This window comes from Pseudomonas sp. SWRI51, from assembly GCF_014268825.1.
GTDB lineage: Bacteria > Pseudomonadota > Gammaproteobacteria > Pseudomonadales > Pseudomonadaceae > Aquipseudomonas > Aquipseudomonas farsensis.
In genome coordinates this window covers 1-21216 of the sequence record NZ_JABWRG010000063.1, presented here as the reverse complement: position 1 = coordinate 21216, position 21216 = coordinate 1, and the positions used below count along the sequence as shown (strand labels likewise).

Here is a 21216-nt window from a genome sequence, read left to right as displayed (position 1 = left end):
GTTAATCAATTATGGCTGTTCAGCAGAACAAAAAATCCCGCTCTGCCCGTGACATGCGCCGTTCGCACGACGCTCTGTCGGAAAACGCGCTGTCGGTCGAAAAGACCACCGGTGAAGTACACCTGCGTCACCACGTTTCGCCAGAAGGCGTATACCGTGGTCGCAAAGTCGTCGACAAGGGCGCTGACGAGTAATCCTTGTCCGCTCAGATCATCGCGATCGACGCAATGGGCGGGGACTTCGGTCCCCGCAACATTGTCCAGGCTAGCATTGCCTGCCTTTCGGCTACACCCTCGCTCCACCTGACCCTCGTCGGTCAACCCTCCCTCCTAGAAGATCTGCTCAGTGGCCTTTCGGCTGCGGATCGCGCGCGCCTGCAAATTGTTGCGGCCAGCGAGGTGGTGGGCATGGACGAGAAGCCTTCGCAGGCGCTGCGAGGCAAGCCCGATTCGTCGATGCGCGTCGCCCTTGAACTGGTGCGTGATGGCAAGGCGCATGCCTGCGTGAGTGCTGGTAATACCGGTGCGCTGATGGCGCTGTCGCGGTTCGTGCTTAAAACCCTGCCTGGCATCGATCGCCCGGCCATGGTGGCAGCCATTCCAACCCAGGCGGGTTATTGCCAGTTGCTCGACCTGGGGGCCAATGTCGATTGCACCGCGCAGAACCTCGTCGAGTTCGCGGTAATGGGGTCGGTGGCCGCGCAAGCACTGGGCGTCAATCGCCCGCGGGTGGCGTTGCTCAATATCGGTACCGAAGACATCAAGGGCAACCAGCAGGTCAAGTTGGCGGCCACACTGCTGCAGAACGCCCGTGGCCTCAACTATGTCGGTTTCGTCGAAGGTGACGGGCTGTACCGTGGCGAGGCCGATGTGGTGGTGTGCGACGGGTTTGTCGGCAACATCCTGCTCAAGTCCAGCGAAGGCCTGGCGTTGATGATTGCTGCGCGTATCGAGAAGCTGTTCAAGGGCGGCGTCATGTCGCGGCTTGCCGGGGCGGTGGCGATGCCCCTGCTCAAGCGCTTGCAGGCAGACCTTGCGCCGGCGCGGCACAACGGTGCGAGTTTTCTGGGCCTGCAGGGGATTGTGGTCAAGAGCCATGGCTCGGCAGGCGTGCAAGGTTTGCAGAGCGCCATTCAGCGCGCGCTGATCGAGATTCAGGAAAACCTCCCGCAGCGCTTGCATGGGCGGCTGGAAGATCTGCTGCCGTAACCGGCTGTTGCGGTAAAGCTGCGTAAAACAAACGCTTTGGGCATAGCGCCCGCTAAATGCTTAAATGTGACCGCTTGGCCCCCGTACTCATCCAAGTGTTCAGATTGCGCGCCCGGCATGCAGCCTGGCGTACCCATCCGACGACAAGATCATAAGGGCTTGTTCAATGTCTGCATCCCTCGCATTCGTGTTTCCCGGCCAAGGCTCCCAGTCGCTGGGCATGCTCGCCGAGCTCGGCGCCGAAAAGCCGGTGATCGTCGAAACCTTCAAGGAAGCCTCCGAGGCCCTGGGCTACGACCTGTGGAAACTGGTCCAGGAAGGCCCGGAAGAACAACTCAACCAAACCGACAAGACCCAGCCGGCCATTCTGACCGCCTCCATCGCTCTGTGGCGCCTTTGGCTCGAAGAGGGCGGCGCACAGCCGGCCTTCGTCGCCGGCCACAGCCTTGGCGAGTACAGTGCTTTGGTAGCCGCAGGCAGCCTGTCGCTCAAGGACGCCGTGCGTCTGGTCGAGCGTCGTGGCCAGCTGATGCAGGAAGCGGTGCCGGCAGGTCATGGCGCCATGGCCGCCATTCTCGGCCTGGACGACGCGGTAGTCGTTGAAATCTGCGCTGAAGCTGCCGAAGACCAAGTGGTCAGTGCGGTCAACTTCAACTCCCCAGGCCAGGTGGTTATCGCCGGCAACAAGGCGGCTGTCGATCGTGCCGTCGAGTTGTGCAAAGCCAAGGGCGCCAAGCGCGCCCTGCCGCTGGCGGTCAGTGTGCCGTCGCATTGTGCCCTGATGAAGCCGGCCGCCGAGCGTTTTGCCGAGTCGGTCAACGCCATCGACTGGAAGGCCCCGCAAATTCCGGTGGTGCAGAACGTCAGCGCCGCCGTCGCCGGTAGCCTGGATTCACTCAAGCAAGACCTGCTGGCCCAGTTGCACCAGCCAGTGCTCTGGGTTGAATGCGTACAGGCGCTGGCTGCCAATGGTGCGGTCAACCTGGTCGAGTGCGGCCCGGGCAAAGTGCTTGCTGGCCTGAACAAGCGTTGCGCCGACGGCGTGACCACCTACAACCTCAATACCCCTGACGCCGTCGCCGCCACCCGTGCGGCGCTGGCCTGAATCTGGAGACGCTTGCATGAGTCTGCAAGGTAAAGTTGCACTGGTGACCGGCGCCAGCCGCGGCATCGGCCAAGCCATCGCCCTCGAACTGGGCCGCCAGGGCGCTATCGTGATCGGTACCGCCACCTCGGCATCCGGCGCCGAGCGCATTGCTGCCACGCTCAAGGAGCACGGCATCGACGGTACTGGCATGGAGCTGAACGTCACCAGCGCCGAGTCCGTTGAAACAGTACTGGGTGCAATTGGCGCCCAGTTCGGTGCGCCGACCATTCTGGTCAACAACGCCGGCATCACCCGCGACAACCTCATGCTGCGCATGAAGGACGACGAGTGGTTCGATGTGATCGATACCAACCTGAACAGCCTCTACCGTTTGTCCAAGGGCGTGCTGCGTGGCATGACCAAGGCGCGTTGGGGTCGTATCATCAGTATCGGCTCGGTGGTGGGTGCCATGGGCAACGCCGGCCAGGCCAACTACGCCGCCGCCAAGGCCGGCCTCGAAGGTTTCAGCCGTGCACTGGCGCGTGAAGTCGGTTCGCGTGGTATCACCGTCAACTCGGTGACCCCAGGCTTCATTGACACCGACATGACTCGCGAGCTGCCAGAAGCGCAGCGCGAAGCCCTGCAAACCCAGATTCCACTGGGCCGCCTGGGCCAGGCCGACGAAATCGCCAAGGTGGTTTCGTTCCTGGCATCGGACGGTGCAGCCTACGTTACCGGTGCCACCGTGCCGGTCAACGGCGGGATGTACATGTAAAAAATGCAGTGCAATGTGACGGATTGCTTCAAAAAATAGTCATACTGCGAGCCTAAAATCCGTTATAAAGCTGCAATCAGATTCCAGGCGGCGGACACGTTGGCCAGTCGGAAGGTTCGTTTCGCTTGAAAAGCAGACGTCTTTCTATAAAATTGGGCGCCGGTCAGTTGCCTGACATATATCCATTAGGAGTGAAAACTAGGTATGAGCACCATCGAAGAACGCGTCAAGAAAATCGTCGCCGAGCAACTGGGCGTCAAAGTAGAAGAAGTGAACAATGCCTCTTCCTTCGTCGAAGACCTGGGTGCCGATTCGCTTGACACCGTTGAGCTGGTGATGGCCCTGGAAGAGGAATTCGAGACCGAAATCCCTGACGAAGAAGCCGAGAAGATCACTACCGTTCAAGCAGCCATCGACTACGTCAACAGCCACAAGGCCTAAGACGCTTTAGTCGACGCTTCTTGTCGGGGAAAACCGCACTACCGTTGCCGGAGTGCGGTTTTTTCTTTGCAAGGACCGGGGTTTGCTGCCATTCCATTCGCCATGGCAAGTGCACTGGCAAGAAACTCTGTTATCAGGAAAGAGGAGAGTACTGTGTCGCGTAGACGCGTCGTGGTCACCGGTATGGGCATGCTGTCGCCGCTTGGTACCGATGTACCGAGCACCTGGCAGGGCATTCTGGCTGGCCGCAGTGGCATCGGTCCTATCGAACATACGGACTTGTCTGCCTACTCCACCCGTTTCGGCGGCTCGGTGAAAGGCTTTGAGGTCGAGCAATACCTGTCGGCCAAAGAGGCTCGCAAGCTCGATCTGTTCATTCAGTACGGCCTGGCGGCCGGTTTTCAGGCGGTGCGCAACGCCGGCCTGGAAGTTACCGACGCCAACCGTGAACGCATTGGCGTGGCCATGGGTTCGGGTATCGGTGGGCTGACCAATATCGAAGAAACCAGCCGCACGCTCCATGAGCAGGGGCCACGGCGCATTTCGCCGTTCTTCGTGCCAGGCTCGATCATCAACATGATCTCGGGCTTCCTGTCGATCCATCTCGGTCTGCAAGGCCCGAACTATGCGATCGCCACTGCCTGCACCACTGGCACCCACTGCATCGGCATGGCCGCGCGCAACATTGCCTACGGCGAAGCCGACGTGATGATTGCCGGTGGCGCCGAAATGGCTGCTTGCGGCCTGGGCATGGGCGGCTTCGGGGCTTCCCGTGCGCTGTCCACCCGCAACGACGAGCCAGCCCGCGCCAGCCGTCCATGGGACAAGGGCCGTGATGGCTTTGTGCTGTCCGATGGCGCAGGTGCCCTGGTGCTCGAAGAGCTGGAGCACGCCAAGGCGCGCGGTGCGACCATTTATGCCGAGCTGGTTGGCTTTGGCATGAGCGGTGATGCGTATCACATGACGTCGCCACCCGACACCGGTGAGGGCGCGGCACGTTGCATGGTCAACGCCCTGCGCGATGCGGGCATCGAGCCTTCCGAGGTCAGCTATATCAACGCCCACGGCACTTCCACACCCGCAGGCGACATCGCGGAAGTGGCGGCCATCAAGCGGGTGTTTGGCGAGCATGCCTACAAGTTGGCTGTCAGCTCGACAAAGTCGATGACTGGCCACCTGTTGGGGGCTGCAGGCGCAGTAGAGGCTATCTTCAGCGTGCTGGCGATCAACAGCCAGATGGCGCCACCGACCATCAACCTCGACGAGCCCGACGAAGGCTGCGACCTGGACTTCGTACCGCATCAGGCGCGCAGCATGCCTATCGATGTGGTGCTGTCCAACTCGTTCGGCTTTGGTGGCACCAACGGCTCGCTGGTGTTCCGCAGGTTCCCTGGCTGATGCATAGCTGGGTCGACGGCCAGGAGGCGTCTGCACTGAACCTGCAGAATCGCGGCCTGGCTTACGGCGATGGCGTGTTCGAAACCATCGCCGTGCGCGACGGCAGGCCCAGCCTGCTGTCGCTGCACCTCGACCGCCTGGCGCTGGGTTGCCGGCGCCTGGCAATCGACGCCGATCAGGCACTGATTCACGATGAACTGTTGCGCTATGCCGCGCGTTTACGCGATGGCGTGACCAAACTCATCGTCACCCGTGGTGATAGCCAACGCGGCTACGCGCCTGCCTCAGGTGCCCCGGCACGGCGCATTCTGCAAGGCAGTCCGCTGCCCGCATACCCGCAAGCCAACGCTACCGATGGCGTGCGGCTGTTCCCCTGTCAGACCCGCCTTGCCCAGCAGCCGCTGCTGGCCGGCCTCAAGCACCTTAATCGTCTCGAACAAGTACTGGCCCGCGCCGAGTGGCAGGACAGCAGCTATGCCGAGGGTTTGATGCGCGATACAGACGGGCGTGTAATCGAAGGGGTCTACAGCAATCTGTTCTTGCTGAAAGGGGGCACGTTGCTGACTGCTGACCTGAGCCGTTGCGGTGTGGCAGGGGTCATGCGTGATGCCTTGCTCGCTCAGGCCCCAGCGCTTGGCCTGGACGTCCAAGTGCGTGACCTTGGCCTTGATGACCTGCAGCAGGCCGACGAGGTATTTGTCTGCAACAGTGTCTACGGCGTCTGGCCCGTGCGTGAATTCGCAGCGTCGAACTGGCCGGCAGGCCCAGTCACCCGTAAACTGCAGGCCGTTGCCCGTACGTTACTGGATACCTGATTCGTGAGACGCAAATTCCTGCTGCTGCTGGAAATGGGCTTGATCCTTGCCGGCCTGGCCCTGGGTTGGTCGGCCTGGAAGGTCTACTCGGTGCTTGAGCAGCCTCTGCAAGTGGCGCAAGAGCGCATGCTCGATGTGCCCGCCGGCGCTACCCCAAACCGCATGTTCTATCGCATGCAGACCGACGGCCTGCTGGACGATGCTGTCTGGTTGCGCCTGTACTGGCGCTTCAACATGGCCGGCACACCGCTGCACACCGGCGAATACCGCATCACCCCGGGCATGACCGTTGGCCAGTTGTTCGATGCCTGGCGCCGTGGTGACGTCGTGCAATACAACATCACCTTGGTCGAGGGCTGGACGTTCCGCCAGGTGCGCGCGGCCGTGGCCAAGCATGAAAAGCTCGGCCACACCATCGATGGGCTCAGCGACGCCGAGGTCATGGACAAGCTTGGTCATACCGGGGTGCATCCTGAAGGGCGGTTCTTCCCGGACACCTATCGCTTCGTGCGCGGCATGAGCGATGTGGAGTTGTTGCAGCAAGCGTACATGCGCCTGGACGAAGTGCTGGCCAAGGAGTGGGCTGCGCGCAGCGAAGGCCTGCCGTATCGCGACCCTTACCAGGCGCTGATCATGGCCTCGCTGGTCGAGAAAGAGACCGGCGTACCCCAGGAGCGCGGTCAGATTGCCGGCGTGTTCGTCCGCCGGCTGCGTCTGGGTATGATGCTGCAGACCGACCCTACGGTCATCTACGGCATGGGTGAGCGCTACAACGGCCGCATCACCCGCGCCGACCTACGCGCGCCAACCCCATACAACACCTACACCATGAGCGGCCTGCCGCCGACGCCGATTGCCATGGTCGGGCGCGAGGCCATCCATGCAGCGCTCAACCCGAGCGACGGTACCAGCCTGTACTTCGTCGCCCGCGGCGATGGCAGCCATGTGTTTTCCGATGACCTGGACGACCACAACAGTGCGGTGCGTGAATTCCAGCTCAAACGCCGTGCCGACTACCGCTCAAGCCCCGCGCCGCAAGCGCAGCCCGGGGCAGGCGAGGCGCCGGCGGCCGCGCCAGACGCAGCAGGCCCGGCACCGGCAGATGATCAAACTGTACCGGCCGAAACGCCGGCACCTGAACAACAGTAAGGAACGCCTGTGAGCGGCTTGTTTATCACCCTGGAAGGCCCCGAAGGCGCAGGCAAGAGCACCAACCGCGAGTACCTGGCCGCACGCCTGCGTGAACACGGTATCGATGTGCTCATGACCCGTGAGCCAGGTGGCACGCCGCTGGCCGAGCGCATCCGCGAACTGTTGCTGGCGCCGAGCGACGAAACCATGGCCGCCGACACCGAACTGCTGCTGATGTTCGCCGCCCGTGCCCAGCACTTGGCCCAGGTGATTCGCCCGGCCCTGGCACGTGGCACTGTGGTGCTTTGCGATCGTTTTACCGACGCTACCTACGCGTACCAGGGCGGTGGCCGCGGGCTGTGCGTCGAGCGCATCGCGACCCTTGAGACTTTCGTCCAGGGTACGCTGCGCCCCGACCTGACCCTGGTCTTCGATTTACCCATTGAAATTGGCCTGGCCCGCGCTGCGGCCCGGGGCCGGCTGGACCGTTTCGAGCAAGAAGGGCATGCGTTCTTCGAAGCCGTCCGCCAGGCCTACCTGCAGCGTGCAGCCCAGCACCCGCAGCGCTACAGCCTGCTTGATGCCGGCCAGCCGCTAGAGGCAGTACAGCGCGCCATCGATGGGCTGGTGCCGGGCATCGTGGAGCGTTGCCGTGGCTGAAGCCTACCCCTGGCAGCAGGCGCTTTGGCAGCAACTGGCCGGGCGCAGCCAGCATGCCCACGCTTACTTGCTGCACGGGCCGCAGGGTATCGGCAAGCGCGCCATTGCCGAGCGGCTGATGGCACTGCTGCTGTGCCAGCGGCCCCAGGCGCTTGAGGCGTGCGGGCAGTGCAAGGCATGCCTGCTGCTCAAGGCCGGTAGCCACCCGGACAACTTCATCCTCGAACCCGAAGAAGCCGACAAGCCCATCAAGGTCGACCAGGTGCGCGAGCTGGTCTCGTTCGTGGTGCAGACGGCCCAGCAGGGCGGGCGCAAGGTCGTGCTGATCGAACCCGTCGAGGCGATGAACATCAACGCCGCCAATGCCTTGCTCAAAAGCCTCGAAGAGCCATCGGGCGATACCGTCCTGCTGCTGGTCAGCCATCAGCCAAGCCGCTTGCTGCCGACCATCAAGAGCCGCTGCCAACAGGTGGCCTGCCCGCAGCCGAGCCTGGGGCAAAGCACTGCCTGGCTGGCCGAGGCCTTGACCGAAACCAGCGAGCAGGACCGCGAAGAGCTGCTGACCCTGGCAGCCGGCTCGCCGCTGCTGGCGGTGAAGCTGCAGGCCCAAGGGGTGCGCGAGCAGCGCGCGCTGGTTACCGAGGGCGTGAAAAAGCTGCTCAAGCAGCAACAGTCGCCTACCCAGTTGGCCGAAGCCTGGAATACTGTGCCGCTGCTGCTGCTGTTCGACTGGTTCTTCAACTGGTCGCAGTTGATCCTGCGCTATCAGTTGACCCAGGACGAGGACGGGTTAGGCTTGGCCGATATGCGCAAGGTGGTGCAGTACCTGGCGCAGAAGAGCCGCCAAGGCAAAGTGCTCGAGGTCCAGGCGTGGATCCTCGAGCAACGCCAGAAAGTGCTCGGCAAGGCCAATCTCAACCGTGTGTTGCTGCTCGAGGCATTGCTCGCCCACTGGGTGCAACTGCCGGGCAGCCGCTGACTTTCATTTTATTCATGTGTGCCGCGTCCCCATGCTCGTAGATTCCCATTGCCACCTCGACCGTCTTGACCTCAGCGCCCACCACGGCTCCCTCGATGCTGCCCTGCAGGCCGCCCGTGCGCGTGGCGTCGGGCACTTTCTGTGCATTGGCGTCAGCGCCGAGAACGCAGGCGCGGTAAAGGCGCTGAGTGAACGCTATGCCGATGTCGATTGCTCGGTGGGCGTACACCCACTTGACCTGGCGCCGGGTGAAACCCCGGCGCTGGAATGGCTGCTGCGTGAACTGGCCCATCCGCATGTGGTGGCCATTGGCGAAACCGGCCTCGATTACCACTACGAGCCGGAGGCTGCCGAGCTGCAGCAGGCCTCGTTCCGCTTGCATCTGGAGGCTTCTCGGCAGACCGGCAAGCCGGTGATCGTGCACACCCGCGCCGCCCGCGCCGATACCCTGGCGTTGCTGCGCGAGGCCAACCTGCCCCAGGCCGGCGTGCTGCACTGCTTCACCGAAGACTGGGAAATGGCCAAGGCCGCACTGGACCTTGGCTACTACATTTCGCTGTCGGGCATCGTCACGTTCCGCAATGCCGACGCATTGCGTGACGTGGCCCGGCAGGTGCCGGTCGACCGTCTGCTGGTCGAAACCGACTCGCCGTACCTTGCGCCGATTCCCTATCGCGGCAAGCCCAACTTGCCGCAGTACGTGCGTGAGGTGGCTGAGTACGTCGCCTCGCTGCGTGGCGCCAGCTACGAGCAACTGGCCGCGCAGACCACTGCCAACTTCAAGCGCCTGTTCCCCCTGGCGCGGGTCGCCTGAGGGCATTTGCCAACGCGGTGACAAAAAAAACCCGGGTTCTGGGGGGGAATCCGGGTTAAGACCATTAGGAGTAAAACAAAGGTACGCGGTCCCTGGCACCTTTATTGGCACGCCGCTAGGGGGGATGCGCTATGCCAACACTTCTAGTATTGGTCAGCTTTACCGGGCTGCCAGTCTGAATTGGTCGTTTTTTAAACAGATTTGGAATACGTCAGCCATCTGTTTGCGATTGCCAGCATGGCAGGGTGGCGGATGCGCCATGTGCAAGGCCAAGTCCGCCCGAACGTATCGTGAAACACACCTGAGAGTGGAAGATCCGTGCAATTTGCCAACACTTAGGCATAATCATCCGCTTCGAATGTCATCCCAGTCCTTCCCATGCAGAAAGAACCTCGTAAGGTCCGTGAATTTCGCCGCCGCGAGCAGGAAATCCTCGATACCGCGCTCAAACTGTTCCTTGAACAGGGTGAGGACAGCGTTACCGTTGAGATGATCGCCGACGCCGTAGGCATTGGCAAAGGCACGATCTACAAGCACTTCAAGTCCAAGGCCGAGATTTACCTGCGCCTGATGCTCGACTACGAGCGCGACCTGAACGAGCTGTTGCACTCGGCTGATGTCGACCGTGACAAAGAAGCCCTGTCGCGTGCCTATTTCGAATTCCGCATGCGCGACCCGCAGCGCTACCGGCTGTTCGACCGCCTTGAAGAAAAGGTAGTCAAGGGCAACCAGGTGCCAGAGATGGTCGAGCAACTGCACAGCATTCGTGCCTCCAACTTCGACCGACTGACCCAGCTCATCAAGGGCCGCATCAGCGAAGGCAAGCTCGAAGATGTGCCGCCGTACTTCCATTACTGCGCCGCCTGGGCGCTGGTGCACGGTGCGGTGGCCCTGTACCACTCGCCGTTCTGGAGCAACGTGCTGGAAGATCAGGAAGGCTTCTTCCAGTTCCTCATGGACATCGGCGTGCGCATGGGTAACAAGCGCAAGCGCGACCCAGAACCCGCCAACTGACGCAACTTTGCCGGCAGGGCTTGCCAAAACCTGATTTATAAGTCAGGTTTTGCCGGCCCGATTCTTCCATGCCGGAGTCCCCATGATCGTCGACCGTCAAGGCAGGCGCTTTCGCAACCTGCGCGTCAGCCTGACTGCTGCCTGCAATTACGCCTGCACGTATTGCGTACCCGATGGCAAACGCCTGGTGGCTGCGCAGGACGAGTTGTCTGCGCAAGCGCTAGTGCGCGGGGTGGCGTATCTGGTGGAGGCGGCGGGCGTCGAGCGCTTGCGTATTACCGGCGGCGAACCCTTGCTCAGCCCGCGCCTCGACGCATTTGTGCAAGGCGTTGCAGGCCTTGGCCTGAGCGATATCAGCCTGACCACCAACGGCCAGTTGCTAGAGCGCAAACTGCCGTTGCTGCGCGATGCCGGCATCCGCCGCTTGAATGTGTCGCTCGACACCCTCGACCCAACGGCCTTTCGCCGCATTGCTCGCGGCGGTGACCTGGCCACTGTGTTGGCCGGCATGGAGCAGGCGAGGGCGGCGGGCATGGCAATCAAGGTCAATATGGTGCCGATGCGCGGGCAAAATCTCGACCAGGTGCTGCCGCTGCTCGGCTACTGCCTTGAGCGCGGCTACGAGCTGCGCTTTATCGAGCTGATGCGCATGGGCCATTTGGCCCGTGACGGGGCCGCCTTCCTGCAACAGTTTGTCAGCCTTGAGCAGTTGCTGGGGTTGATTGGCCAACGTCATGTCTTCGAACAGGCGCCCCGCCCGCTGGATGCTACCGCGCTGCGCTACAGCATTCCCGGCAAGGGCCACTTCGGGGTCATTGCCAACGAAAGCGTGCCGTTTTGCCGTACCTGCTCGCGCCTGCGCCTGTCCTCCACCGGCTGGCTGCATGGCTGCTTGTCGTCGGGCAGCCGCCATTATGTCGCCGACCTGCTCGACAAGCCCCGTCATCAAGCTCTTCCCGGGTTGCAGCGGTTGTTGGTCAAAGCCTTGGCCGACAAGCAGGAAGTGGCGTTTTCCGGGGATGTCATGGTGATGAAGGTGATCGGCGGCTGACTCTGGCGCAAAAGCTGCATCTGGCGGCTATTCGCCGGTTTTTCGTCACCGGCCTCTGGAGGAAAGATGCGTAGCCTGGTCTTGCTGCTGGCGCTGATGGCGCTGGGCGGCTGCATGAATGTCAGCGATATGGGCGAAGGCGTCCGTTACCACATGAGCGATGCGGGCTTGCTGGATCATAGCGACACCACCCGGACCCTGTCGGTGCGCCTGCAGCCTGACTCGTTCATCTTCATCGGCCAGGGTGCGTTCATGCCGCCCGGCAAAGGCCCGCTGCCCAAGCAGAATGCCGTAGCCGAAGAAGCCTTCAAGAGTTTCGTCGAGTACTTCCCGCTGGTGCGCCGTGCACAAGGCCCGTTGGGCCTGGAACAGGCCATCGCCGAGGCGCGCTCGGTGGGCGCCGACTATGTGCTGTACACCCGCTTCGCGCGGACCGACGACCGTATAAGCAACGGCGATGAGTGGTACGACGACCAGGCCGTCGACCGCCTGGGTTGGGATACCGGTGTGGTGCAGATGATGCTGATCGAGACCAGCACCCGCTACCTGATCGACACTGCACGCATCAAAAGCCGTGGCGGTTTGTTGACGTTCCACGACAACACGCCGCAGGATTTGCTTGGTGCGCCCATGCGCGAGTACGCTCGTAGCCTTCTGGGCATGAGCCGCTGAGCGAGCAACCGATGACTGAATCCGGCAAGGCCAACGATCTGTTGGCACAAATCCCAAGTGCCAAAGGGCTACCGCCGGTGCACCTGTGGAACCCGGATTTCTGCGGTGATATCGACATGCGCATCGCCCGGGACGGTACCTGGTACTACCTGGGCACGCCCATTGGGCGCAAGCCGATGGTACGGTTGTTTTCCACCATCATTCGCCGCGAGGGCGATGCCTATTTCCTGGTAACCCCGGTTGAAAAAGTCGGTATCCAGGTGGATGACGCCCCCTTTGTGGCGGTGCTGGTCGATGTGCAAGGGCAGGGCGAGCAGCAGGTGCTGAGCTTTACCACCAATGTCGACGAGCAGGTGCTGGCTGGCCCCGACCACCCACTGCGGGTCGTCACCGACCCCGTCACGGGCGAGCCCTCGCCCTATGTGCGGGTTCGCAGCAACCTTGAAGCGTTGGTGCACCGCAACGTGTTCTACCAGTTGGTCGAGCTGGCAGTCCCGCGCCTGATCGATGGCCAGGAGTGGCTTGGTGTATGGAGCGCGGGCGAGTTCTACCCGATCGGGCCTAGCGCCTGAGTTACCAGCGGCCAGTTACCTGTGTAGCGCTTTGGCCAAGCGCTGCATGGCTGCTTGTATTTCATGGGCGGCCAGCGACGAATAACCCAACAGCCAGCCTTGTTTCTTCTCCTCGCCTGCGTACAGGCGGCTGAGGCCAGGCAGTTGCACGCCTGCGCTGGCAGCCTGGCGAATGGTCTTTTCCTCCGCCCAGCCTTCGGCCAACAGGCATGGAATCTGTAGCCCGCCCTGGGGCCGCAGGGCGGTGACAATACCGCTCAGATGCTCGCCGATGGCATCGAGCATTGCCACGCGCCGGCCGGCGTAGAGCTTGCGCATGGCGCGCACGTGGGCGTTGTAATGGCCGTCGTCCATGAAGCGCGCAAGGGTCAGCTGAAGAATCTGCGGCGTATGGCCATCCATGATGCTGCGCGCGTAGGTGAAGGCCTTCACCAACTCTGCGGGCAACACCATGTAGCCTATGCGCAACCCCGGAGAGAGCGTCTTGCTGAAGGTGCCGATGTAGATCGTGCGTTGGTGCTTGTCCAGGCCTTGCACGCACGCGGTCGGCAGGCCGTCATAGTGGAATTCGCTGTCGTAGTCATCCTCGATGATCCACTTGCCATGTTGATGGGCCCAGCGGATCAGCTCCAGCCTGCGCTCCAGGGGCAGTGTTGCGCCGGTCGGGTATTGATGGGACGGCGTGACGTACACACAATTGGCCCCGCTGCGGTCAGCCTGTAGCAGGTCGGTGCGGATGCCCTGCGCATCCACTTCTATGGGTACGACCTTGGCCTCAGCGGCTTCGAACGCTTTTTTTGCGCCGAAGTAGCCCGGGTTCTCCAGCAGGATCGGCTTGCCGGCGTCCACCAGCAACTGGGCGCACAGGAACAGGGCCTGGCGTGTGCTGCTCAACACCAGAACCTGCTCGGGGCAACACTTTGCGCCCCGTTCGAGGTTCAGGTAGGTGGCGATAGCCTTGCGCAGGGGCGCGGCGCCTTGCGGGTCGCCATGCAGCAGTACGCTGGCGCGGTAGTCCTTCATGACTTGGCGCTGCAAACGCTCCCAAACATCTGCCGGAAACGTCCGGGTTTCTGGCAGGCCTGTGGCAAAAGCCTTGACCACTTGTTGGTCGCTGATGCCGCCGCTATCCAGAAGCATCTGCCCGCGTCGGCTCAGGCCTGCTTCGGGCGCCGTCTCGCGGCGCGTTGCCTGTTGCAGCTTCACCCGTTGCGGCTCTGCGCCGCGTAACACGGCGCCCAATGTTTCGGCGACATAGCTGCCAGAGCCTGCGCGGCGCACGATAAAGCCATCGCGGTGCAGTTGCACGTAGGCGTTCTCGACCGTGTCGCGGGCAACGCCGAGTGACTTGGCCAAGGCGCGAGTGGCCGGCAGCTTCAGTGCCGGGGCCAGGTTGCCGTCCAGAATCATGCCGCGCAGGGCACGCTGAATGCGCTGGTGCAGGTCGAGTACCTGCAATTCGCCGTCGTGAACGCGCATCTTCAGCGTATCGAACTCGAAGGTTTTCGCCATGTGGTCTGCTCACATTCCTTGAATTGGCCTGAAGCGGCAGGCCATTTTATTCGTAGACTCGTTCCCTCGCCAACACCTGAATGCAGGGAGCAACCCGCGCAATGTCTTCTACAGCCGTTCGTTCACGTATCCGCCCAAACGACCTGATTCACCCGATTGTCGCCGGGCTGATCTCGGTCATTGTCAACTATGGCGGCACCTTCATCCTGGTATTCCAGGCCGCCAAGGTCGCAGGGCTCAGCCCTGAGCTGACCGCCTCCTGGGTGTGGTCTGTGTCGATTGGCGTAGGGGTTACCGGGCTGCTGTTGAGCTGGGTGACGCGTGTGCCGATCATCACCGCCTGGTCGACCCCTGCGGCTGCGTTTCTGGTGGTAGCCCTGGGCAGCACGCCGTATGCCGAGGCAGTGGGCGCCTACATGATCTCGGCAGCAGCCTTCGTGCTGCTGGGGTTGTCCGGGTGCTTCGAAAAACTCATCCGGCTGATCCCGCAGGGCGTGGCCGCAGGGCTGTTGGCCGGCATCCTGCTGCAATTTGGCATTGGTGCTTTTGGCGGCATGAGCCTCGACCCGCTGCTGGTCGGTTTGCTGATCGCGGCCTACATGCTGTTCAAGCGGTTCAGTGCACGCTACGCCGTGGTGGGGATTCTCGGGTTGGGGCTGGCCTTTCTGCTGGTTCAGGGGCGTGTCGACATGTCCGGGCTGGCCCTGCAATTTGCGGCGCCGGTATTCACGCGCCCGGAGTTTTCCGTCAATGCCCTGCTCAGCGTGGCGTTGCCGCTGTTTCTGATCACCCTTACGGGCCAGTACATGCCCGGTATGCTGGTGTTGCGCAATGATGGCTTCAACACCAGTGCCAACCCCATCGTGACCCTGACTGGGCTGGGGTCGCTGCTGATGGCGCCGTTCGGTTCCCATGCCTTCAACATCGCCGCGATCACCGCCGCTATCTGCACCGGCAAAGAGGCCCATGAGGTGCCATCCAAACGCTGGATCGCAGGCATTGCCGCGGGTGTGTTCTATATCCTGGTCGGGGTGTTCGGGGTAACCCTTGCCGCCGTGTTCATGGCGTTTCCGGCCACTTTCATCACTACATTGGCGGGCCTTGCCTTGCTGGGTACCATTGGCGGTAGCCTGGCGAGCGCCATGGCCGAGGGCAAAACCCGGGACGCGGCGTTGATCACTTTTCTGGCAGCTGCTGCCAACATCAACTTGCTCGGCGTTGGCGGGGCGTTTTGGGGCTTGGTGATCGGGCTGCTGGCCTATGGGGTGCTCAACGGGCGTTTGCCAATTCGGCTGCCAAGGCGGTAGCGCTGAAATAAAAAAACCGCCATGAAGGCGGTTTTCGAAGATTTGGCTCCGCGACCTGGACTCGAACCAGGGACCCAATGATTAACAGTCATTTGCTCTACCGACTGAGCTATCGCGGAATCTGCCGCTATCTTATTCGCGGCCTTGAGGAAGTCAAGCTTCCTCAAGGTAATCAACGAGTTACAGTACCGCTACGATGGCCTTGCAGACCACGTGGATGTTGCTCTGGTTCAGAGCAGCGACCGCGATACGGCCGGTGTCCAGGGCGTAGATACCGAACTCGTTCTTCAGGCGTGCGACCTGCTCGCAGGTCAAGCCCGAGTAGGAGAACATGCCGACCTGGCGGCCAACGAAGCTGAAGTCGCGGTTGGCGCCGTACTCGGCCAGCAACTGCACCATTTGCTTGCGCATGCCGTGGATGCGGGTACGCATCTCGCCAAGCTCGGTTTCCCACATCTGGCGCAGCTCATCGCTGTTCAGGACTGCGGCAACGATGCTGGCACCGTGGGTGGGCGGGTTGGAGTAGGTAGTGCGGATCACGCGCTTGACCTGCGACAGCACGCGGGTGCTCTCGTCTTTCGAAGCGGTCACGATCGACAGTGCGCCTACGCGCTCGCCGTACAGCGAGAACGACTTGGAGAACGAACTCGAAACGAAGAACTCCAGGCCCGACTCGGCAAACAGGCGCACGGCAAAGGCGTCTTCGGCGATGCCGTCGCCAAAGCCCTGGTAGGCCATGTCGAGGAACGGCACGTGGCCCTTGGCCTTGACCACTTCAAGCACGTTTTTCCAGTCGTCCAGCGACAGGTCGACACCGGTCGGGTTATGGCAGCAGGCGTGCAGGACGATGACCGAACCCGATGGCAGGTTGTTGAGGTCTTCGAGCATGCCGGCACGGTTGACGTCGTGGCTGGCGGCATCGTAATAGCGGTAGTTGTGCACCGGGAAACCTGCCGCTTCAAACAGTGCACGGTGGTTTTCCCAGCTTGGGTCGCTGATCGCGACGACCGCACCAGGTGCCACGCGCTTGAGGAAGTCGGCGCCGATCTTCAGTGCGCCAGTGCCGCCCACGGCCTGCACGGTGACCACGCGGCCAGCGGCCAGCAGCGGCGAATCAGCGCCGAACAGCAGCTTTTGCACGGCCTGGTCGTACTGCGCGATACCGTCGATCGGCAGGTAGCCGCGCGATGCGTGCTGTGCAGCACGAGCGGTTTCGGCTTCGATCACTGCGCGCAGCAGTGGAATGCGGCCTTCCTCGTTGCAGTACACGCCCACACCGAGGTTCACCTTGTCGGTGCGCGGATCGGCGTTGAAGGCTTCGTTCAGGCCCAGGATAGGGTCGCGGGGTGCCAGCTCGACAGCGGAAAACAGGCTCATTGTTACATTGGCTCTGATAGGAGAGTGATAGGGGTTGCACGCTCCAGCCGAATGCACTGAAGCGGTGCACAAACGGGGAGTCAGTATAGTGATACCGACCGGTCACTGCGACAGTTGGGCGCGCCTTTTGCTGCCGTTTGCGCAAATATTTTTCAACCATTGGTCGAATTGCCCGGTCCATTGAAACAGGCGTTCACAGCTCGGGGTCGGATGCGTCGCCCGGGCAGCGCTTTTAGGTATAGACTACTGGCTAAATTTACAGTTACTGCAGCGCCCGAGAGGTCCGTCATGTCCGAGTTCCAGCTCGTCACCCGCTTTCAGCCGGCCGGCGACCAGCCTGAGGCCATCCGTCAAATGGTCGAGGGCATCAACGCCGGCCTTTCGCACCAGACGCTGCTGGGGGTAACCGGCTCGGGCAAGACGTTCAGCATCGCCAACGTCATCCAGCAGGTGCAGCGCCCGACCATGGTGCTGGCGCCCAACAAAACCCTGGCAGCGCAGTTGTATGGCGAGTTCAAGGCGTTCTTCCCCAACAACGCGGTCGAGTATTTCGTCTCCTACTACGACTACTACCAGCCAGAAGCTTATGTGCCGTCATCGGACACCTTCATCGAGAAGGACGCCTCGATCAACGACCATATCGAGCAGATGCGCCTGTCGGCCACCAAGGCCCTGCTGGAGCGGCGCGATGCGATCATCGTTACCACGGTTTCGTGCATCTATGGCCTGGGTAGCCCCGAGGCGTACCTGAAAATGGTGCTGCACGTCGACCGTGGCGACAAACTCGACCAGCGCGAACTGCTACGCCGCCTTGCCGACCTGCAGTACACCCGCAACGAGATGGACTTCGCCCGTGCCACGTTCCGTGTGCGTGGCGATGTAATCGACGTGTTCCCCGCCGAGTCGGACCTCGAGGCCATCCGTATCGAGCTGTTCGATGACGAGGTCGAGAACATTGCCGCCTTCGACCCGCTGACCGGCGAGGTCATCCGCAAACTGCCGCGCTTCACCTTCTACCCCAAGTCGCACTACGTCACCCCGCGCGAGACATTGCTGGGGGCAGTGGAGGGCATCAAGGAAGAACTCAAGGACCGCCTTGAGTACCTGCACAAGCACAACAAACTGGTCGAGGCCCAGCGTCTCGAACAGCGTACCCGGTTTGACCTTGAGATGATCCTCGAGCTGGGTTACTGCAACGGCATCGAGAACTACTCCCGCTACCTGTCCGGGCGCCCGGCCGGCGCTCCGCCGCCCACGTTGTATGACTACCTGCCGCCAGATGCGCTGCTGGTCATCGACGAATCCCACGTCAGCGTTCCCCAGGTGGGCGCCATGTACAAGGGCGACCGCTCACGCAAGGAAACCCTGGTCGAATACGGCTTCCGCATGCCCTCGGCGCTGGACAACCGGCCAATGCGTTTCGATGAGTGGGAGGCGGTCAGCCCGCAGACCATTTTCGTCTCGGCCACGCCTGGCCCGTACGAGGCCGAACACGCCGGCCGCATCATCGAGCAGGTGGTGCGCCCCACCGGGCTGATCGACCCCGAGGTCGAGGTTCGCCCCGCGCTTACCCAGGTCGACGACCTGCTTTCGGAAATCGGCAAGCGTGTGGCGGTGGGGGAGCGGGTGTTGGCCACCACACTGACCAAACGCATGGCCGAGGACCTTACTGATTACCTGGCCGACCACGACGTGCGGGTGCGTTACCTGCACTCGGACATCGACACGGTCGAGCGGGTGGAAATCATCCGCGACCTGCGCCTGGGTACCTTTGATGTGTTGGTGGGCATCAACCTGCTGCGCGAGGGCCTGGACATGCCAGAAGTTTCCCTGGTGGCGATTCTTGACGCCGACAAGGAAGGCTTCCTGCGCTCTGAGCGTTCGCTTATCCAGACCATTGGCCGTGCGGCGCGTAACCTCAATGGCAAGGCGATCCTGTACGGCGACAGCGTCACCGGCTCGATGCAGCGCGCCATCGACGAAACCGACCGGCGCCGCACCAGGCAGGTAGCCCATAACGAAGCCCACGGTATTGTGCCCAAGGGCGTGGTCAAGGACATCACCGACATTCTCGAAGGCGCCACGGTGCCGGGGGCGCGCAGCAAGAAGCGCAAGGGCCAGGCCAAAGCTGCCCAGGAAGCCGAGCGTCTTGAGGCCGAGCTGCAGACGCCTGCCGATGTCACCAAGCGCATCAAGCAACTGGAAGAGAAAATGTTCCAGTTTGCCCGCGACCTCGAGTTCGAGGCCGCCGCACAGCTGCGGGACGACATCGGCAAGCTGCGCGAGCGCCTGCTGACCCTCTGACCGCTCACAGCAGAGTGCTGAAAGCTGCTTTCGTCGGAGCAGGCTTGCTCGGAGTGCAGAACCACCGCGATGGGGCGCAAAGCGGCCCCGCCGTTCCAGCGCAAAACCTGCATCACTGGAGCCAAGTGCCCGCTCCCTGCTAACATCCGGCCTTTGTTTCAATCTTCGTCCGAGACCCTCAATGACCACCGTTCGCACGCGTATCGCGCCATCGCCCACTGGCGACCCCCATGTCGGCACCGCCTACATCGCCTTGTTCAACTACTGCTTCGCCAAGCAGCATGGCGGTGAGTTCATCCTGCGTATCGAAGACACGGACCAACTGCGCTCCACGCGCGAGTCGGAGCAGCAGATCTTCGACGCCCTGCGCTGGCTCGGTATCGAGTGGAACGAAGGCCCGGACGTCGGCGGCCCTCACGGCCCCTACCGGCAGAGCGAGCGTGGCGAAATCTACGCAAAATACGCCAAGCAACTGGTCGATGCCGGTCATGCCTTCTATTGCTTCTGCACCGCCGAAGAGCTGGAGCAGATGCGCGCCGAGCAGATGGCCCGCGGTGAAACCCCTCGTTACGACGGCCGTGCGCTGCTGCTCAGCGACGAGGAAGTGCAGCGCCGCCTGGCAGCAGGCGAGCCGCATGTGATCCGCATGAAGGTGCCATGCGAAGGCGTATGCGTGGTGCCGGACATGCTGCGCGGTGATGTCGAAATTCCATGGGACCGCATGGACATGCAGGTGCTGATGAAAAATGACGGCCTGCCGACCTACTTCCTGGCCAACGTGGTCGATGACCATCTGATGGGCATCACCCACGTGCTGCGTGGCGAAGAGTGGCTGCCGTCGGCGCCCAAGCTGATCAAGCTGTACGAGTACTTCGGTTGGGAGCAGCCCAAGCTGTGCTACATGCCACTGCTGCGCAACCCCGACAAGAGTAAGCTGTCCAAGCGCAAGAACCCGACCTCGGTGACCTTCTACGAGCGCATGGGGTTCATGCCTGAGGCGATGCTCAACTACCTGGGCCGCATGGGCTGGTCGATGCCCGATGAACGCGAGAAGTTCTCCCTGGCCGAAATGGTCGAGCACTTCGACCTGTCGCGTGTCTCGCTCGGCGGGCCGATTTTCGACATCGAAAAACTCAGCTGGCTCAACGGCCAATGGCTGCGCGAATTGCCGGTGCACGAATTTGCCGAACGCGTGCAGAAGTGGGCGTTCAACAGCGACTACATGATGAAAATCGCCCCCCATGTTCAAGGCCGGGTCGAGACCTTCAGCCAGATCGCACCCCTGGGCGGCTTCTTCTTCGAAGGCGCGCTGAAGCTCGATGCGAAGCTGTTCGAAAGCAAAAAACTGTCTGCTGACCAGGTGCGTCAGGTCATGCAGTTGATTTTGTGGAAGCTCGAAAGCCTGCGCCAGTGGGAAAAGGACCGCATCACCGGTTGCATTCAGGCGGTAGTCGAGTCGCTGGAGCTCAAGCTGCGTGACGCCATGCCGCTGATGTTCGCTGCCATTTCCGGCCAGGCGAGCTCGGTTTCTGTGCTTGATGCCATGGAAATTCTTGGCCCCGACCTGACCCGTTTCCGTCTGCGCCAGGCCCTCGACTTGCTCGGCGGTGTGTCGAAGAAAGAAAACAAGGAATGGGAAAAACTGCTGGCCAACATTGCTTGAGCCAGCTGTCGGAGCGCCGCAGCGAGGCTGCGACGCTCCGAGCCAACAGGGCAGGGCGGTAAGTGATTGTTATCTGTGAAAAAGTTTTTGGTTTTTTTCAAGAATTCGTTTGACAGCCCCGCAATCGGATCTTAATATGCGCCCCGTCCACAGCGATGAACAAAAACGAGTTGCCAGGCACCCAGCCAGTAATTCTGTTCAAAGCGACATTGTGGGGCTATAGCTCAGCTGGGAGAGCGCCTGCATGGCATGCAGGAGGTCAGCGGTTCGATCCCGCTTAGCTCCACCAAATTCCGCTTAACAGCCAAGGCTGGTAAGCAAGATCGGGTGCAGCACCGGGTCTTGAAGGTAAGAAGGTTCGTCCCCTTCGTCTAGTGGCCTAGGACACCGCCCTTTCACGGCGGTAACAGGGGTTCGAGTCCCCTAGGGGACGCCA

20 protein-coding genes and 3 tRNA genes are annotated in these 21216 nt (G+C 62.0%); 20 read left to right on the top strand and 3 right to left on the bottom strand.

Translation table 11 applies throughout. From position 1 onward, the window contains the following. Positions 1-11: 11 nt before the first annotated feature. The 15 genes from rpmF (at position 12) to HU720_RS17040 (ending at position 12617) form a co-directional block, all read left to right on the top strand. On the top strand, positions 12-194 hold the full coding sequence (gene rpmF / locus HU720_RS17110; protein WP_003247154.1) for a 50S ribosomal protein L32: 183 nt from the start codon (positions 12-14) through the stop codon (positions 192-194). A 33-nt stretch (positions 195-227) separates the two neighbouring features. Beyond that, on the top strand, positions 228-1208 hold the full coding sequence (plsX, locus tag HU720_RS17105; RefSeq protein WP_217843712.1) for a phosphate acyltransferase PlsX: 981 nt from the start codon (positions 228-230) through the stop codon (positions 1206-1208). Between the two features lie 166 nt (positions 1209-1374). Beyond that, positions 1375-2313: an ACP S-malonyltransferase gene (fabD, locus tag HU720_RS17100; protein WP_186521119.1), complete on the top strand. Its 939-nt coding sequence runs from the start codon at positions 1375-1377 to the stop codon at positions 2311-2313. A gap of 16 nt (positions 2314-2329) precedes the next feature. Beyond that, positions 2330-3070, top strand: coding sequence for a 3-oxoacyl-ACP reductase FabG (gene fabG / locus HU720_RS17095; protein ID WP_186521118.1), 741 nt, complete (start codon positions 2330-2332; stop codon positions 3068-3070). A 204-nt stretch (positions 3071-3274) separates the two neighbouring features. Further along, on the top strand, positions 3275-3511 hold the full coding sequence (acpP, locus tag HU720_RS17090) for an acyl carrier protein (RefSeq protein ID WP_186521117.1): 237 nt from the start codon (positions 3275-3277) through the stop codon (positions 3509-3511). A gap of 153 nt (positions 3512-3664) precedes the next feature. Continuing rightward, on the top strand, positions 3665-4909 hold the full coding sequence (gene fabF / locus HU720_RS17085; RefSeq protein ID WP_186521116.1) for a beta-ketoacyl-ACP synthase II: 1245 nt from the start codon (positions 3665-3667) through the stop codon (positions 4907-4909). Further along, positions 4909-5724, top strand: a complete 816-nt coding sequence (gene pabC, locus HU720_RS17080; RefSeq protein WP_186521115.1) for an aminodeoxychorismate lyase — start codon at positions 4909-4911, stop codon at positions 5722-5724. Before fabF ends, pabC begins: the two co-directional genes overlap by 1 nt. 3 nt (positions 5725-5727) lie before the next feature. Next, a complete protein-coding gene (gene mltG, locus HU720_RS17075; RefSeq protein ID WP_186521114.1) occupies positions 5728-6873 on the top strand; it encodes an endolytic transglycosylase MltG in 1146 nt (381 codons plus the stop codon). 9 nt (positions 6874-6882) lie between these two features. Continuing rightward, a complete protein-coding gene (gene tmk, locus HU720_RS17070) occupies positions 6883-7515 on the top strand; it encodes a dTMP kinase (protein ID WP_186521113.1) in 633 nt (210 codons plus the stop codon). Then, positions 7508-8494 (top strand): DNA polymerase III subunit delta', encoded by a 987-nt coding sequence (locus HU720_RS17065; protein ID WP_186521112.1) that lies wholly within the window; start codon positions 7508-7510, stop codon positions 8492-8494. The genes tmk and HU720_RS17065 overlap by 8 nt, the downstream gene beginning before the upstream one ends. 31 nt (positions 8495-8525) lie before the next feature. Then, positions 8526-9308: a TatD family hydrolase gene (locus HU720_RS17060; RefSeq protein WP_186521111.1), complete on the top strand. Its 783-nt coding sequence runs from the start codon at positions 8526-8528 to the stop codon at positions 9306-9308. A 378-nt stretch (positions 9309-9686) separates the two neighbouring features. Then, positions 9687-10322, top strand: coding sequence for a TetR/AcrR family transcriptional regulator (locus HU720_RS17055; protein ID WP_019473685.1), 636 nt, complete (start codon positions 9687-9689; stop codon positions 10320-10322). An 82-nt stretch (positions 10323-10404) separates the two neighbouring features. Next, positions 10405-11373 (top strand): radical SAM protein, encoded by a 969-nt coding sequence (locus HU720_RS17050; protein ID WP_186521110.1) that lies wholly within the window; start codon positions 10405-10407, stop codon positions 11371-11373. 66 nt (positions 11374-11439) lie between these two features. Next, the gene (locus tag HU720_RS17045; protein ID WP_186521109.1) at positions 11440-12045 is read left to right on the top strand and encodes a DUF4823 domain-containing protein; all 606 of its coding nucleotides are present in this window, start codon (positions 11440-11442) and stop codon (positions 12043-12045) included. A gap of 11 nt (positions 12046-12056) precedes the next feature. Further along, positions 12057-12617 (top strand): DUF1285 domain-containing protein, encoded by a 561-nt coding sequence (locus tag HU720_RS17040; RefSeq protein WP_186521108.1) that lies wholly within the window; start codon positions 12057-12059, stop codon positions 12615-12617. Between the two features lie 15 nt (positions 12618-12632). Here HU720_RS17040 and HU720_RS17035 read toward each other — a convergent pair whose 3' ends face one another. After that, on the bottom strand, positions 12633-14129 hold the full coding sequence (locus HU720_RS17035) for a PLP-dependent aminotransferase family protein (protein WP_186521107.1): 1497 nt from the start codon (positions 14127-14129) through the stop codon (positions 12633-12635). 101 nt (positions 14130-14230) lie between these two features. On the opposite strand from HU720_RS17035, the gene HU720_RS17030 reads away from it, so the two are divergent. Further along, positions 14231-15436 carry a benzoate/H(+) symporter BenE family transporter gene (locus HU720_RS17030; protein WP_186521106.1) on the top strand — a complete coding sequence of 402 codons (1206 nt, stop codon included), beginning with the start codon at positions 14231-14233 and terminating at the stop codon, positions 15434-15436. A 43-nt stretch (positions 15437-15479) separates the two neighbouring features. On the opposite strand, the gene HU720_RS17025 is transcribed toward HU720_RS17030, so the two are convergent. Next, positions 15480-15555: transfer RNA gene (locus HU720_RS17025), tRNA-Asn, on the bottom strand. Positions 15556-15616: 61 nt separating this feature from the next. After that, entirely contained in the window at positions 15617-16813 is a 1197-nt protein-coding gene (locus tag HU720_RS17020; RefSeq protein WP_186521105.1) for an amino acid aminotransferase, read from the bottom strand. Between the two features lie 288 nt (positions 16814-17101). On the opposite strand from HU720_RS17020, the gene uvrB reads away from it, so the two are divergent. From uvrB to HU720_RS17000, 4 genes are all read left to right on the top strand, one after another. Next, complete coding sequence (gene uvrB, locus HU720_RS17015) at positions 17102-19117, top strand: excinuclease ABC subunit UvrB (protein ID WP_186521104.1); 2016 nt, start codon at positions 17102-17104, stop codon at positions 19115-19117. A gap of 181 nt (positions 19118-19298) precedes the next feature. Beyond that, positions 19299-20780 carry a glutamate--tRNA ligase gene (gene gltX, locus HU720_RS17010; RefSeq protein ID WP_186521103.1) on the top strand — a complete coding sequence of 494 codons (1482 nt, stop codon included), beginning with the start codon at positions 19299-19301 and terminating at the stop codon, positions 20778-20780. A gap of 213 nt (positions 20781-20993) precedes the next feature. Continuing rightward, positions 20994-21069, top strand: a tRNA-Ala gene (locus HU720_RS17005). 71 nt (positions 21070-21140) lie between these two features. After that, positions 21141-21216, top strand: a tRNA-Glu gene (locus HU720_RS17000).